Here is a 14,799-nt window from a genome sequence, read left to right on the forward strand (position 1 = left end):
AATACAGCTATTCGTTTGTCCAGCTATTTTTATCCATCAACGCTTTCAACATGTTTTTTTCTTCCGAAAACCGGTCACCTAAACCCAGCTGATCTATCAGGCTATAGCTATTCATCACTGCTTCCCTGCACCAGGGCATATCCTTCGCCAGGTTAAACAATTTTACAAAACCTTTCAGGTGTTCTTTCTTTTCTATCAGGTAATATGCGTGCTGACAACGGAATTGCGGGCTATAATAAAACTCCTCTCCTGCCCAGTTCCATACCTCTTCTGTAACATTTATATCGTCTTTCAGCCATGCAGCGGCGTAGATAGGTGAAGGCAGGATGTTGCCATCAAAACCCAACAACTCATAAACAGACAGCTCCAATGGCTTGTCTTTCGGTAACGTTTCGGCCAGTATTTCATTATAAATCCGGTGTGCTTCTTCCTGCTGATGAATAAAATGGTAAGTATCTGCCAGCACTATTCTGGCTCTTTTATGAGCAGGGTCCAATGCAATTGCTTTCGAGGCATTGGCACTGGCTTCCGCGTAGTTGGTCAGCACAAAGTTTGTTTTCGCCAAAGCCGACCAGTAATCTGCACTTTGTTCATCTGCCGCCGTCTGATGAGTGGTGGCCAGGCCCAAAGCTTTTTCAGGATAACGATCATCTGTGAACCGCTCGATGAGTTGCCATAGTTCCAGTTTACTACCCATAAACTGATCTAATATGGCATAAATAATTCCCCTGCGATCTGCGGCTGATTTAACCGTTTTCCAGGTAGCATATTGCTCCGGGAAAGCATCTGCGAAGGGCATGGCTTTCCCGGTATCGGGATTTTTCATACTTAAATTAACCGGCGCACCTGGTTTACAAATATATCTTGGCACTGTTGCCAGAAATTCCTGCTGAAAATTCTCCTCGGCTGAATAAGCCGGAGGAGTTGACAAAGCTGCTGTTTTACCAAATAGTTTTTTGAATAAATTCATGTTGGCTACGGATGGTTTTAACTTGTCATGGTTGGCATGGAAGCGGTATCATAACTGCTGTCGGTGTTCTTAAACCGCTATTCTCCGCCCACATTAAACACATATGCATTAAATATAATCAGTTAGTTTTAAATCCCCACAAAATTTTATCAGTCAACCATTTAAAATTAGTTCCTTACTTTTATGGCTAATTTGCTAGTCAACCATTCCTTTGAAAATTAGTTCTTATGAAAAAAATCTTCCTGGCATTTGCAACCATGCTTTTGGTGATTTGTATGAGTACACAATCATCGCAGGCACAATTAAAACGATTCAGTATTGGCCCTTTTGTTGAAGCGGGCTTTCCTGTAGGTGATTTCAGTAAGACCCATAATACCGGTTATGGTATTGGTTTAGGTGCTGATGTTAAACTGGTAGCAGGTTTAACGGCCGTAGGTTCTGTAAGCTACTTCCACTTCGGCGGTAAAAGTGTTACCACCAACAACTTTACCACTGATTACAAAGCTTACAATGTAGTACCTATCCGTTTGGGGTTACGGTACAAGCTGATCTCCATTCTGTATGTGAAGGTAGAAGGTGGTACTGTTCAGTATACCGGAAATGGCTATAACGGTGTAGGCGGACTCGTAGCACCAGGTCTCGGTATCCGTGTACTCGGTCTGGATGTAGAAGGCAAGTATGAAGCATGGTTCAAAGATGGTACACGTAGCTTCTTTGGCCTGAAAGCCGGATATAATTTTTAAGCTATTAGCCATTAGCTTTTAGGAAAATGCAGCGAAGAGCATCATTTGTTAATCTTCGCTGCATTTTCCTAAAAGCTAAAAGCTAATGGCTAATAGCTAGAACATCGTCGCTGTCCACGTTCTTTCAAACGCTTTACCGGGAGCTAACCGGTTGATCCCTTCTTTCTCTTCCAGTTCTCCGGTAGCGGTTACACTATCGGCAATACCACACCAGGGTTCAATACAAACGAAGTCGGCATCTTTCGCCGCCCATATTCCCATGTAAGAAAAGCCTTCGAAAGCCAGTGTTAATCCATGTGGTGTAGACTTGCTTTTAATGCTGATAGCGGTAGAGGCAAGGTCTTTGAACACCAGGGCATCCTGGTAGAACAATGATTTTTTCAGGGGCAGTTCGTGCGTATGCTGTAGCAGTGGTACAGGAGCCGTTTCTATTTGTCCACCTGGAGATAACGGCCAGCTACCGGTTTCTTCTTCCTTATTAAAATACAGGTAATAATCTTCGTAAGTAGTATCTGCTACCAGTGGCAATTTGAAGGCTGGGTGCGCGCCTACGGAGAAGAGTAATACTTTTTCATCTTTGTTTTCCACCTGGTAGGTTACCTGCAGCTGATCGTCCTGCAGGAGGTACTGAATGGTAAAATTAAAATGGAAAGGGTATACGTTCCTGGTATTTTTATTATCAGAGAGACGGAGACTGACATGTTCCGCTCCCTGCTCCGTCACCATAAACAGTTGCTCTCTGGCAAAGCCATGGCGGCCGAGGGTATAGGTTTGACCATTATAGCGGTAGGTATTGTCTTTAAGACCTCCTACAATGGGAAAGAGTACGGGACTTTTTTTGCCCCAGAAAGCGGGGTCACCGCTCCATAAATATTGCAGCCCCGTATCTTTACGGATAATGCTTTGTAATTCTGCGCCTTGTGGGTCAATCACAACGGTGAGTTTTTCATTGGAGATTTCTATCATGGTCTGATACTGTTATATAGTGGATATCTGCGAAGATAACCTGTAATTGGAACAAAGCTTTGTACCTTTGCCAGGTATTTTTTTTCTTAAAAAACGAAGGCATTATATGGAATCATTAAAAGGAAAGAAAGCCCTGATCACCGGCGGTGGCAAAGGCATAGGCCGTGCGCTGGCGGTAGCGCTGGCACAGGAAGGTGTTGACATCGCCCTGATGGGACGTAGTGCAGGTTCACTGGAGGAAGTGGCCAAAGAATTAACCGGCATGGGGGTGAAAGTGGCATATGCTACTGCTGATGTAAGCGACATGAACGCGGTCAACACCGCTGTTGCACATCTCACAAAAGAACTGGGAGACATTGATATCCTGATCAACAATGCAGGCATTGCAGCTTTTGGTGGTTTCCTGGAACTGGAACCGGCACAATGGGAGCAAATCATCCAGGTAAACCTGATGGGCGTATATTATGTAACCCGTGCCATATTACCGGGTATGATAACCAGGAAAGCAGGTGATATCATCAATATTTCATCTACAGCCGGGCAACGTGGAGCTCCGCTTACGAGTGCCTACAGCGCTTCTAAATTCGGGCTGCTGGGATTAACGGAATCCCTGATGCTGGAAGTGAGAAAACATAATATCCGGGTGAGTGCTTTAACACCGAGTACGATTGCTACGGATATGGCAAAAGACCTGAATTTAACGGATGGTAATCCGGACAAAGTATTACAACCGGAAGATCTGGCGGAATTTGTTGTGGCGCAGCTGAAGCTAAACAGAAGAGTGCTGGTAAAATCAGCGGGGTTATGGTCTACTAATCCTTAAGTGATTTGATGTTAGTTGCTGATGAATATGTTCATCAGCAACTAACATCCTCTATAAATTATTTACGGATGCGGTAAGCATATCCGATAGATGCTGTAGCAGCACCGGTATTGTTTTTACCATTGGCACTTCCTTTCTGAATATTGAGGAAGCCGTAGTTTCCTCCGCCTTCCACAAATACCTGGCTACGACCAAAGAGGTAAGCCAGTCCTACGTTTCCGCTTACACCGAAGTTGAAGGTGTTCAGCTGATCTTTGATGTCTACGTTTTGGTCGAAAGACTGTTGGCCTATTGGCTGTGTAGCTTTTTCATCCAGGAAAACGGTGGTACTACCGCCGGTGATATCCTGTTTACCACTCAGCAGAAATCCAAAGAAAGGGCCTGCATCTACATATAAACGCAGGGGTGATTTCGGTCCCAGGTTCCAGCCAAATTTAGCCAGAATAGGCACCATCAGGTAGTTAAGTTTTGCCTGACTTTTGAAATCTGCATAGAGATAAGTGGTGCCGGGAGGCAACTGGCCTGCCTGTTGTGGCGGAACCGGAAATGCCTGCAATCCATTCTTTTTGCCACCCTGTGAAGAGTAGCTGATCATTGCTTCGATAGAGAAAAGTTTGCTGATGTGGTATTCCCCGAAAATACCGAAGTCGGGGCCCTGACGGGAGCTGTAACCCTTATTGAGGGGATTTTCTTCACTGCCACCCGCCGTAAGATTTGGAATACTGATGCCTCCTCTTACGCCGAGATCAATTTGTTGTGCGTAGGCGGTGGTGCCAAAAAACATGACAATAGCCGGCAAAAGCCATTTAAAAGAGCTTTGGATTTTCATAATTAATAAGAATTGTAAACCCAATTTACTAATTATCTCACATTACTCAACCAACCGGCCACAAACAATAAAACATCCCGGGCATCCGGTTCATTATGCATTTCATGATACATACCCTCCCATTCCCTATAAGTGAGCAGTGTAGCGGAGGCCCGCTGCGCAAAGAGCCGGGAGCCTTCCACAGCAGTAAATTCATCGGCATTGCCATGAATAAGTAAGGAGCGGGCTTTTAATTCTGCCGCGTGTAACAGGCACCAGGCGCCATTTTGAATCATATCATTGGCCAAACGCAAACTGAGTTTATCATGACGCAAAGGATCTGCCTTAAACTTTTCCACTGCCCTCTTATCATGTGAAATTTTATTAATATCGAGCCCCTGTTTAATACGGAGATTAGGCGCTATTGCACTCAATACCTTCAAGGTCCCTTTCAGGAAACTACCAGGACGCATACCAATGATCAGCGCGGGTGCCGAAATCACCGCTGCCTGGATATCCGGCTGTCTTCTGAGTAAGAAACCCGTTAATACACCACCGCCCATACTATGGCCATACATCACGACTGGCTTACCATAAGTATTCTTTACATAACCCAGGAATGCCTGCAGGTAATCAAACATAAATTCAAAACCTTTAGAGCCTCCTTTGGGACCATCACTTTTACCATGCCCATAATGATCAATGCCAATCACCGCAAAACCCTCTTTCATAAAGAATGCGGCCACATGATCGTAACGGCCAATGTGTTCTCCGATCCCGTGTACAATAGTCATTACCCGGTCAAGATTTTCGGGGATCCAGTTGATACCATGAAACTTTGTGTGCTGGTAATTCCAGTAAAATTCATTCATAGCCGGAGTTTAGCTGGTGCAAAACGAAGATAAAGAATATCTTTATCCCCTATTTCAACCAGATAAAATTAACTGAAACACACACATGAGTAAGCAAGCAACCACATCACCGGTATACTCCATTCCTTTAAGTTACCGTAAGATGGAAAATCTCCATATTGTTTTCTGGCTATTGAAAGATATCAGCTGGTGTATGATCTGGAAGCCCCTGGGCGTTGCCATGATCTTTCCAACGCTGATTATCTCTATCGTTATTGCGTGGCGCACCCGTCAGTTTATGTCTGAGCTATGCCACAACGTAGCCATCACCGTTTGGATTTCGGCGAACTCCTACTGGATGATCAGCGAGTTCTTTCATTTTGATACGCAGGTAATTATGGGCAATATTACCTATAAGCATCTGGCACTGATTCCTTTTGTGACGGGCATTTTAATACTGGCTTATTTCTATCTGTATTACCAGCCAAGACATAAAGAAGAAACAGAAGTGATTACTGAATAAGGTGTGTATGGAGTAACACTCCTATTTTTTGTTCGAGTAGTGTTTTCTTTTCTACCGTCATATTAATGAGATAATAATTATCCCCGCTGCAGAGTGCATCCCATCTCCACTCCAGCTGGCTGCTACTGCGGCGGGTACTGTTTTCATACCACCAGGCGGTGTACAATGTGCTGTTTCCCTTTCTTAATTCCGCTGTATACATTTTCACGCCCTGCATCGTCTGTTCCTTTACATTAAAAAATTCAAAGCCACTCCCCTTCCAGCAAATCATAGGTTGATGATCGGTAAAATAGAAGCCTGGAATAGGTTTGATATACAGCAAGGCATCAGCAGCTGTTTGTTTAACCACGTGGTCGGCTTCAATGGTTTGCAAATAACCTGGCAGTGTTTTTACTCGGCTGTTGCTGTCCATATCACTTCCGGCATTATTCCTTTTTAAATAATATCCGGCTACAATGCCCAGCAGGAGCAACAGCTGCAGTACAAGTCCATACCTGTGCGGAGCCGCAAAGGTACGCTCCATCGCTGCTTTTCCATACCGCTGCAATAACCATTTAATTCCGGGTATCAGGGGAAGTATGACATAGATAAGCAGCGATAAAATACCCACTGCATCATGTGCAGCCGTGTCGGGTGGCAATGCAAATTGTACCAGCAAAATGATGCGAAACAAGTTGGCTATAATGTTTAAACCTATAATGCCCGTTAGTACCAGGCCGACAAGAATTCCCGGGAGCGTTTTCTGATACCTGCGCTGATAAAAGGCGATCAGCATCACCCCCCAAAGCAGGGAGGTAAGCATCATCTGCAATCCCATACAGGCAACATCCACTGTAAATTCATTGTGTCCCAGCTGAATTACATTGCCGTTAATGGTAATACTGGGATTAACACCTGCCAGCATTTTTCCAGCCATCCCGGTGAGCCATAGTCTCAGCGGAAAACTAAACACGTTAGCGGCATAGTCTATTGCCGGTGTAACCAGTATAGCAGTAATAAAGGTGAGCAGATGAATGCGTCCATAAAAATACTCTACTACAAAAAAGATGGCGGAGGCCAGCGCAGCATAACGTAAAGTAAACACCGGCAGCTGCCACGACAGCAATAAAAAAAACATTGCCACCCAGCCGCAACGCATACTGCCTACGCAGGTACGATCTATCCGGAATACCATGACCATGGCTACTACACACAATATGAAAAAAGTGTTGTGCCAGGCAAAATAGGCATGTAGCTGCATGATACCTATTACTAAGTAAACCGCCAGTAACCATGATGCCGGCAGTTTTGCCCCCCTGCTTATACATCGTTTATACAATAACGTTAGCATATATTCTTCCTTTTCGGGAACAGCAACTTCTCAAATCTGACATAGGTCAATAGTAACACGGCTACAATGAACAGCGCCCATTCATGCGGTTCCGGAACAGCCCCATGTCCGTGTAAGGAAGCATTTTTCAATGTATTCCCATCATCTTTGATATCAAATTTATCATAATCTGCCTGCGTTTCCAGTACAATCAAACTGGATAATGGAGACACGATATACGCCTGTTTTGCCGCCTCGATGAGGGTGGTATCGTTGTTGAGGTCTTTTGCTGTAACGCGCGGTCCCAGTTGTTGCATCACATGATTATACACAAACAGTCGTGCCAGGTGATCAGGGCCATGTGCAAGGGTGCTATCTGTACTTCTTGTAATGCGCATACCTGCCTGGGCCATAATCAGCTGTGAAGTATCTTCTTCCGGTTTCAGAAAACTATTTTTATTTAGTTGAGATAATAACTGCGATGTTGTTCCTTTTTCGTAGATCAATGACCGTGATTCCTTCAGGGTAGCCAGGTAAGGTGAAAGGGCATTACCAATATCGTATAGTCGTACGGGTTGCCTGGTAAAGAAAGTACGCAAACTATCCCGGAACCCCGCGTCTTCCAGGTCGCCCAGTTGTGGAGAAATACTTTCGGAAGCAGTAATTACCATAGCACTGGCTGCATTAATGATATGGTGAAACGGGAACAGCGAAAAGCGAAGCTGTTGCAGTTCATCGAATAATTCCTTCTTATTATTTTCTGTTAAGGCTATCATTCCCTTTTGTGGATGAAATATCCACACTGCTTTGTCTTTCAGCTGTGTCGTTATTTGCTGATAATCGTTGTATTTCCAGCTACTATTGACGTCCAGGTAATAATTTTCCGGCGCAAAAAATTCGTAAGCAGGTGTATACGGCAGCAACGTATATCGCTGGTCGTTAAAGCTGAAAGCAGTATTGTCTATAGGTTCCTCCGGAATACTTAGCTCCCAGTCTGCATCATAATTACCTTTACGATTAATGGTGCTGCTTTTACCTGGATGGAATCCGGATGGAAGTGTCATTTCCCTGGGCCAGTTATCCATATTCAGGTTGACCTCATACTTAGCCTGATCGTGTACCGGTCCTTCAAACCAGGTGGGTTGGTATACCAGTTTACCTTGCTTCACCAGCAGCGGAGAGGTGATACCTATTTTAAATTTCCGGGTATCCTGCACGGGTACCGGGAATACGCGTACGACTACCCGATTTCCTTCCTGCCAATGAACTACAGAAGGGTCGCGGTATTGAACACCAACAATATCTTTATAAGCTGCCTGTGCTTTTTGCCTGGTAGTGAGTATCCCCTTTTCTTCCTTCCCATTGATCCATAACGACAAAGAAGTAACAACACCCCCTTCAGGTAAATGGAAAGTATAAATAGCTTCTTCGTTTTGTGGCCAGCCCCTTTCGCTCTTGTTGGCTACGGTGATCGTGTTCTCCGTATAGGCCAGGTGGTAACGTGGCCATAGATCAGCCATGGTGCTCACTTTCGTAGTGGATAAGTCTTTTCCGGTCCAAAGACGATCTTCTGCAAAATGTCGCTTGTCGTATATTACACTAAGGATATTCAGTCTGTCTTCTTCCGGTATGTTGGTGGCCCCAAATATAAAAGCGGATGTAATGAACAGCGGATCATGTTTTATTTCGCCATCATATTCCTTTTGTGGCATAGACCAGAGGTTAAAGCTATCCCAACTTCCAGGGGCCATATAAATAATACCTGTTTTCAGGATCTTTTCCGTCATGAAATTATGCGGCAGCTTTTGTGCAACACTCACCCAGGCTGGCAATTCTGTTGGTCTGTCGCCCACACTGAAAACATCCTCCATGGCTTTTATGTTTACTGCATATAATAATGCGTAAGTGGTGATAATGGCCATAGATAAGGCAAGCATAAATAAATAAATGACGCGGTAACGAAACACCGGCCATATCAGTTTTTGAACCATTCGCAGGTTAAACCATAAAAGGAATAGCGGGGAAAATGTAACAATAGAAATGCCAATAGCAATCAGGCCAATCAGACTGATAACATACATATCCAGCAGATAGCAGGCCAGGTAAACCGGTGCCAATAATGTGAAACCCAATACCGCGCTTTGCAGGCACTTTACCCATTCCGGCCATTGTTCAAAGAAACAAAACGCCATGATGTTAACACACATCATTACCAATATAATAGCAAACCAGGTAGCTGTTGATTTAAATACGGATATCTCATTATTGATGGTATAAGCATCCAGCAATAACAGGACAACGAATATGGCTACCACTTTTCGTCTATGAGGGTTTCGTTTGAGCTCACCACCGAACCAATTGGCAAAGAACCAGATTAATACGATAAAATGATTTATCAGAAAATAGGCTTCCGATTTGGGGTTCCCTATCCGGTAAGAGGATAATACAAATACGAGTACTGAACAGCATAGTGATACCAGGCCGATGGTAATTATTATCGGCTGGCGTTTGGAAATTCCAACTTCCATATATAGGTTTTGAATACGGAGGTAAAGCTATAAAATAAAAAGCACTTTGTAATACAAAGTATAAATATATTTTTGAGTTTTTGGAGAAAATGGGGAGATGATCATTGATAATCAGCGATCATCTCCCCCACTTCTTTCAAAAAACGGAAAAAGTGAATAGTTATCTTGCCGGTATCCGATGATGGTATAGGATGAATCGCGGTTCCTACCGCTTCAATTTATCAGGAGCCTGCAATTTGTGCATTACAGTTTTATCCAGGGACAATCGGATAATATTTACCGAAAGTGGTGGCACGGTCCAGTTGAATTGCGCGCCTGCATTAGCAATGGTGGTTGTATGTGGCATATAGGCAGTAGGCCGGTCAAAAGAATTTTCCGCTTCCGGTGTATCGGCTGTCAGCGTGATGACCTGTGCTATGGGATGAACAGCTTGAGCGCCATCCAGTTGAATATCGGCATTCACTGGTTGTTCACCGGCATTGACTATTTTCAGAATAATATCTCCGTTTTTTTCATCTTCCCCGGCGATGGTGAACAGCTTTTGTGGTTCCTGGTAAGTCATCAATAAGGTATCCTCTAAATAACATTTTACCTCACTGTTGCCTACTTCCAGCCGGATATTATACCAATGGTCTGATGTCAATGGAGATTTCAGTCTCACCGGGTTACTGATACCTGCTACCTCATACCCGTCCGTGAGACTTTCAAATACCGCATGAGAGTTCAGCCATGATCCTATATGAGCGCGCAAACAGGTATTGGTATCTTTCACGGCAAACGGAATAATGAAAGCATTTACCCCACCCGTTTTACGTGCTTTCAAAGTAAGCGTATAGGCGTTAAAGTGATGATTTTTCAATACGGCCAATTGCTGGGCGCCTTCCACGGTTTGCGCGATAATGCCACTGGCTTGCTGCCAGTTACCCCGCACCGGCAGCCATTCCTTTAAACCGGTGGATGAGCTGCTGTGATATACCGTATCTTTGTTTTGTACGACTACGATATCCTTATACGCTGCTTCCGTATCCCAGGTAGCGAGACCAATGCCACCGGCAAACTTCGGTTGTTCCGTTGCCTCGGTCTGAATGCTGGTCGTCACCGGGAAATTGATGGTGGCTTTATAATCATTAAGCATATTAAGCGCATAGTAAGAAATGCGGCCAAAGCTGGCGGCGGCGTTAAAATGAATAAGGTTCACGGGCCAGTCCACATCATGCTCATTCACCAGCAAGGGGGCATAGCTACTCATGTTTACCAGGTCGCCGTTTTTCTCCATGCTCATCACGTATACCGCATCACTCAGGGCGGCACGCAGGTTGCCATTGCCTACACCGGCATTGGTGGCATATTCTCCCACATACATTTGCCAGTGGCCTCGTTTATACTGATCAAAATGATCAAAGTTGCGCAGGCTCCAGCCGGCATCTTTATATGCATGTTCATCTACGATGTCTGTATGTTGCATACTATCCAGTGTATGCCGGTTTACGTCACCAATGCCCATGCTGGCTATGATACCTATCCGGGGATACCTGGCGTGTATGGCGTCATAAAAACGGTTGTATCGCTTAGCGTAGCCGGGGCCATGCTGTTCATTACCTACTTCTACATACTTCAATGGAAAAGGCGCCGGGTGGCCGTTGGCAGCACGTTGTTTACCCCAGCGCGAGGTAACCGGGCCAATAGCATATTCAATAGCATCGAGTGCATGCTGTATCACCGGTGCAATGCTATCGTCCGGAATAAAGGTGCCACTGCGGTATTCACAGGATATGCCCACATTGAATACGTACAGCGCGGCGGCATTAATATCTTCACAAAACTGCAGGTATTCGTGATATCCAAATCCATTGCTGCTCCAGTAACCCCAGGGGCTATACGTTGGTATGCGCTGCTCAAGTGGTCCCAGCGTAGTTTTCCAGTCTGGCGCACTTTCCACCGTAATACCTTCTACATAGCAGCCACCGGGCCAGCGCACAAAGGCAGGCTTCATTTTTTTGATAAGGGTAGCCAGGTCTGCCCGCATACCATTAGGCCGATCGCGGAAAGTATGCACCGGAAAGAGCGACACCATATCGAGCAGCAGGGTACCGGAGTGCTGAAAGGAAAGTACCAGTCGCGCATCCCGGTCAGTATCCTTTGCGGTGAGTATGGCAGTGTACTTTTTCCAGTTGGCCTTTGTGGCAATCGCAAAAGTAGTATCCGCGAGTACCCTGCCGCTGGCTGTTTGCAGAGAAACACGCACATTGCCGGTATAACCTTTGCTGCCGTTGGCAAAAAGAGATAAACGATATGGAGATCCTTTGGTGATGTTCATACCCCAGAAACCTTCGTTTACCAATGCAGCTTCATTACGTATATCCGTATCAGTTACCTCCACCTGCATAGCATGCGGAGTAGCTTTGTGTAAGGGATGATCGCTGACAATGGATAACTGTACCTTGGCATTTCCTTTTTCTTCCGCATGCCAGGCTGGCCATTGACTTTGCAGGGGCCATTCCATTTTCCAGTCGGATGACTGTCCGTTAAGCATAAAATGCGGCTTCAGCGGAAAAGGTTGCAGCCATCCGTTTTTCAATTGTGTACCTGCAGGAATGCAATGGTCTTCGAAGCCGCGGTTCTGTACCATTTCCGCATAAAGTCCTCCTTCGCCGGCATGACTGATTTCTTCAAAGAAAATACCGTGCAGGGTAGCTGGTACTACAGCACCTCTTACAGCGGTATTTACATGGATGCTGGCTCTTGATTGAGCTATAGCAGCACTACACCCCATCAACAGAGCGATGGCAGCAAAATGGCCGTATTTCATGCGTATAATTTGTTATTCCACGATCCACTCATGTATACCACTTGCATTTTCTGCAGGTAATTGTACTTCGAGTTTTAACGCAGTTGTTGTAACGGGTTCAAAGGTGATGACGTTGTATTTATCTTTCTCCACGACATAGGGTGTCTTATTCTTCACCGGTATCCAGTCAGTTCCCTGTTTGTAATAGAGCTTCCAGGCGGCGGGAATGCGGCAGCCTCCAAAAGGGCCATCATCATACCAGTATACTTTGGAGCTGCTAACGGTATAGGTGCTGTCAAAGTCGTAGCGTACCCATTCTGTGCTGCCTTTGGCTGGCCACCAATGTAAATAGAGGGCGCTGTTATCTTTGGAATCTTTAGGTTCGTACTGATCATTCAACGCCATAAACATGCGCTGATTTTTCACTGAAGCGCTGATTTTGCTTTTAGATGCAATGGTGGGCGCTGGCTTGGGACGGGCCGCGGAAGATTCAAAAGGTATCCATACCGTCATTTCTGCAGGACCACGATTGGCCCATGCGTAATATGGTATAGCCGTTACCGTTTGCGTGCTGCTGATCAGTGAATCTGAGTGCAGTTGTCTGCTGGCCGAACTACCTGTCATTTGCAGGGTCATCACTCCATTGAGCAGGGTTGGCTGGAAGACAGTATTCACATCAGCCTGTTTGCTGACTACAATATTCTGCACAGTAGCATCTTTATTATCCGGGCCTTCCAGGCAAAACATCACAGGGCCCCGCTCCAGGGCAAAGCGGTCTTTATCATCTTTTACCGGTGCTGCTGCCAGCACTTTCTTTACCTGCATGGGGAAGTCTACCACCACTTTATCTCCTTTTTTCCAGGTACGGCTGATCACAGCATAGCCTTTATCCACGGTGTACACCACCGGTTTACCATTCAGTAAAACAGGGATATTCACAGCAGCACTATCATCCTCAAAATAGAGATTACCGGGTACGGGCCTGTTTTCCGCCCATCCGGGAATACGTACTTTCAGGTTAAAGGCAGTAGGTTTGGTGGTATTGATCGTAATTTCATCTTTACCATTCCAGGGGTAATCTGTTTGTTGCACAATATTAACTTTCCCTGCTTTCAGCTGTATACTGGCAGAGTCACCTACAAACAGGTTTACATACAGGTCATTATCTTTCTGTGCATATACATACCCCGGCATAGAAGGCAGGAAGCGGGTCATATTGGAAATACAACAGGCGCAGCCAAACCAGGCACTCCGCTGGTGTTGTCCCATGGAGGCGAGTGGGTTGGGATAAAAGAAGCGATCACCACTTAATGATACCCCGGACAGCAATCCATTATACAGCGTGCGTTCCAGCACATCGATGTATTTGGCATCACCATGGAGCAGAAACATCCGGCTGTTCCAGTATACATTGGCAATAGCTGCACAGGTTTCTGCGTAAGCGGACATATTGGGCAACTCATATGCGGCACCGAAAGCCTCTCCCGCACCAGTTGCACCAATGCCACCAGTGATATATAACTTCCGCTCTACCACATCTTCCCAGATATCATCAATGGCGCTGAGGTATTGCCGGTCGCCTGTTAATGCCGCCACGTCCGCCATACCGGTATACATATACGTAGCACGCACCGCATGTCCTACGGCTTCATGCTGTTCCGTTACTTTTTTATGCGACTGGCTGTACTCCTGGCTATACTTCGTTCCGGGACCGCGTACATCCAGGAAAAATTTAGCAAGGTCCAGGTAAGATTTATTACCGGTTACGCGGTATAACCTCGTGAGACCTGTTTCCACGATCTGATGGCCCGGAAACTTTTCTTCCTTACCCCAGCCAAAAACACGCACCAGCAGGTCCGCGTTCTTAATAGCGATGTTGAGCAATGTCTTCTTTCCTGTGGCCTGGTAATGTGCTACAGCTGCTTCAAACAGGTGACCTGCATTGTAGAGTTCATGACTGAGGTCTTCTTCCTTCTCCCAACGTTTGCTGCCAATCCATTCATGTGGTTTTGCTGCTTTCACCGTACGAAAGGTATAGAGATAACCATCTTTTTCCTGGGCAGCACCGATGATACTGATGAGTGTATCCAGGTATTTTTCCAGGCCGGGATCCGGCTGCACCTGCAGTCCGTAGGAAGCACCTTCAATCACCTTATAAAGATCTGTATCATCAAAAGTATACTCCGTTAGTTTATCACCGGAAAGTTTACCCGCGGCACGCAAAAAGTTATCTATTCTGCCTGTTTTTTTACATTGCTCCAGTGTATACGGTATCGTTACACCGGCGTTGGTCCTTATTTTTGGCGCCCAGAACTGGTCGTTTACCCTTACCTGGGTAAAGGCCACCGGCCTTATCGGATAGTCTTTTTGCAGCTGCGCTTTTAATGCAGTGTTGCTGAGCAACATACCCGCACCAGCCATCGCCATCTTTCCCAAAAATGATTTCATACCTTTTTATCTTTATAAACACCTAATATAATAATTTATAAT

Annotated in this window: 11 protein-coding genes; 3 read left to right on the forward strand and 8 right to left on the reverse strand. The window is 45.4% G+C overall.

What is annotated here, in order from left to right:
- Nucleotides 1-7: 7 nt before the first annotated feature.
- On the reverse strand, nt 8-970 hold the full coding sequence (locus AB4Z08_RS12790) for a tetratricopeptide repeat protein (protein ID WP_441574129.1): 963 nt from the start codon (nt 968-970) through the stop codon (nt 8-10).
- 227 nt (nt 971-1,197) lie between these two features.
- On the opposite strand from AB4Z08_RS12790, the gene AB4Z08_RS12795 reads away from it, so the two are divergent.
- Nucleotides 1,198-1,713, forward strand: a complete 516-nt coding sequence (locus AB4Z08_RS12795; RefSeq protein WP_441574130.1) for an outer membrane beta-barrel protein — start codon at nt 1,198-1,200, stop codon at nt 1,711-1,713.
- A gap of 96 nt (nt 1,714-1,809) precedes the next feature.
- On the opposite strand, the gene AB4Z08_RS12800 is transcribed toward AB4Z08_RS12795, so the two are convergent.
- Entirely contained in the window at nt 1,810-2,679 is an 870-nt protein-coding gene (locus tag AB4Z08_RS12800) for an aldose 1-epimerase family protein (RefSeq protein WP_441574131.1), read from the reverse strand.
- A 106-nt stretch (nt 2,680-2,785) separates the two neighbouring features.
- Between AB4Z08_RS12800 and AB4Z08_RS12805 the strand changes: the two genes are divergently transcribed.
- Complete coding sequence (locus AB4Z08_RS12805) at nt 2,786-3,502, forward strand: 3-ketoacyl-ACP reductase (protein ID WP_441574132.1); 717 nt, start codon at nt 2,786-2,788, stop codon at nt 3,500-3,502.
- Between the two features lie 58 nt (nt 3,503-3,560).
- Here AB4Z08_RS12805 and AB4Z08_RS12810 read toward each other — a convergent pair whose 3' ends face one another.
- The gene (locus AB4Z08_RS12810) at nt 3,561-4,331 is read right to left on the reverse strand and encodes a porin family protein (protein WP_441574133.1); all 771 of its coding nucleotides are present in this window, start codon (nt 4,329-4,331) and stop codon (nt 3,561-3,563) included.
- Between the two features lie 32 nt (nt 4,332-4,363).
- A complete protein-coding gene (locus AB4Z08_RS12815) occupies nt 4,364-5,182 on the reverse strand; it encodes an alpha/beta hydrolase (protein ID WP_441574134.1) in 819 nt (272 codons plus the stop codon).
- 85 nt (nt 5,183-5,267) lie between these two features.
- Between AB4Z08_RS12815 and AB4Z08_RS12820 the strand changes: the two genes are divergently transcribed.
- On the forward strand, nt 5,268-5,684 hold the full coding sequence (locus AB4Z08_RS12820; RefSeq protein WP_441574135.1) for a hypothetical protein: 417 nt from the start codon (nt 5,268-5,270) through the stop codon (nt 5,682-5,684).
- Here AB4Z08_RS12820 and xrtN read toward each other — a convergent pair.
- The 4 genes from xrtN to AB4Z08_RS12840 all read right to left on the reverse strand — a co-directional run bounded on the left by xrtN (nt 5,674) and on the right by AB4Z08_RS12840 (nt 14,757).
- Nucleotides 5,674-7,014: an exosortase N gene (gene xrtN, locus AB4Z08_RS12825; RefSeq protein ID WP_441574136.1), complete on the reverse strand. Its 1,341-nt coding sequence runs from the start codon at nt 7,012-7,014 to the stop codon at nt 5,674-5,676. The genes AB4Z08_RS12820 and xrtN overlap by 11 nt on opposite strands.
- On the reverse strand, nt 7,008-9,521 hold the full coding sequence (locus tag AB4Z08_RS12830; protein WP_441574137.1) for an XrtN system VIT domain-containing protein: 2,514 nt from the start codon (nt 9,519-9,521) through the stop codon (nt 7,008-7,010). The genes xrtN and AB4Z08_RS12830 overlap by 7 nt, the downstream gene beginning before the upstream one ends.
- A gap of 205 nt (nt 9,522-9,726) precedes the next feature.
- Nucleotides 9,727-12,330 carry an alpha-L-arabinofuranosidase C-terminal domain-containing protein gene (locus tag AB4Z08_RS12835; protein ID WP_441574138.1) on the reverse strand — a complete coding sequence of 868 codons (2,604 nt, stop codon included), beginning with the start codon at nt 12,328-12,330 and terminating at the stop codon, nt 9,727-9,729.
- A gap of 12 nt (nt 12,331-12,342) precedes the next feature.
- Nucleotides 12,343-14,757, reverse strand: a complete 2,415-nt coding sequence (locus tag AB4Z08_RS12840) for a glycoside hydrolase family 127 protein (RefSeq protein WP_441574139.1) — start codon at nt 14,755-14,757, stop codon at nt 12,343-12,345.
- Nucleotides 14,758-14,799: the final 42 nt, after the last annotated feature.

Origin of the sequence: Chitinophaga sp. RAB17, assembly GCF_052114225.1 — a bacterium.
GTDB lineage: Bacteria > Bacteroidota > Bacteroidia > Chitinophagales > Chitinophagaceae > Chitinophaga.

Bases quoted from the DNA above. Each gene is read 5' to 3' on its own strand.
- AB4Z08_RS12790 (WP_441574129.1), bottom strand. From the start codon at position 970: ATGAATTTATTCAAAAAACTATTTGGTAAAACAGCAGCTTTGTCAACT.
- AB4Z08_RS12795 (WP_441574130.1), top strand. From the start codon at position 1,198: ATGAAAAAAATCTTCCTGGCATTTGCAACCATGCTTTTGGTGATTTGT.
- AB4Z08_RS12800 (WP_441574131.1), bottom strand. From the start codon at position 2,679: ATGATAGAAATCTCCAATGAAAAACTCACCGTTGTGATTGACCCACAA.
- AB4Z08_RS12805 (WP_441574132.1), top strand. From the start codon at position 2,786: ATGGAATCATTAAAAGGAAAGAAAGCCCTGATCACCGGCGGTGGCAAA.
- AB4Z08_RS12810 (WP_441574133.1), bottom strand. From the start codon at position 4,331: ATGAAAATCCAAAGCTCTTTTAAATGGCTTTTGCCGGCTATTGTCATG.
- AB4Z08_RS12815 (WP_441574134.1), bottom strand. From the start codon at position 5,182: ATGAATGAATTTTACTGGAATTACCAGCACACAAAGTTTCATGGTATC.
- AB4Z08_RS12820 (WP_441574135.1), top strand. From the start codon at position 5,268: ATGAGTAAGCAAGCAACCACATCACCGGTATACTCCATTCCTTTAAGT.
- xrtN (WP_441574136.1), bottom strand. From the start codon at position 7,014: ATGCTAACGTTATTGTATAAACGATGTATAAGCAGGGGGGCAAAACTG.
- AB4Z08_RS12830 (WP_441574137.1), bottom strand. From the start codon at position 9,521: ATGGAAGTTGGAATTTCCAAACGCCAGCCGATAATAATTACCATCGGC.
- AB4Z08_RS12835 (WP_441574138.1), bottom strand. From the start codon at position 12,330: ATGAAATACGGCCATTTTGCTGCCATCGCTCTGTTGATGGGGTGTAGT.
- AB4Z08_RS12840 (WP_441574139.1), bottom strand. From the start codon at position 14,757: ATGAAATCATTTTTGGGAAAGATGGCGATGGCTGGTGCGGGTATGTTG.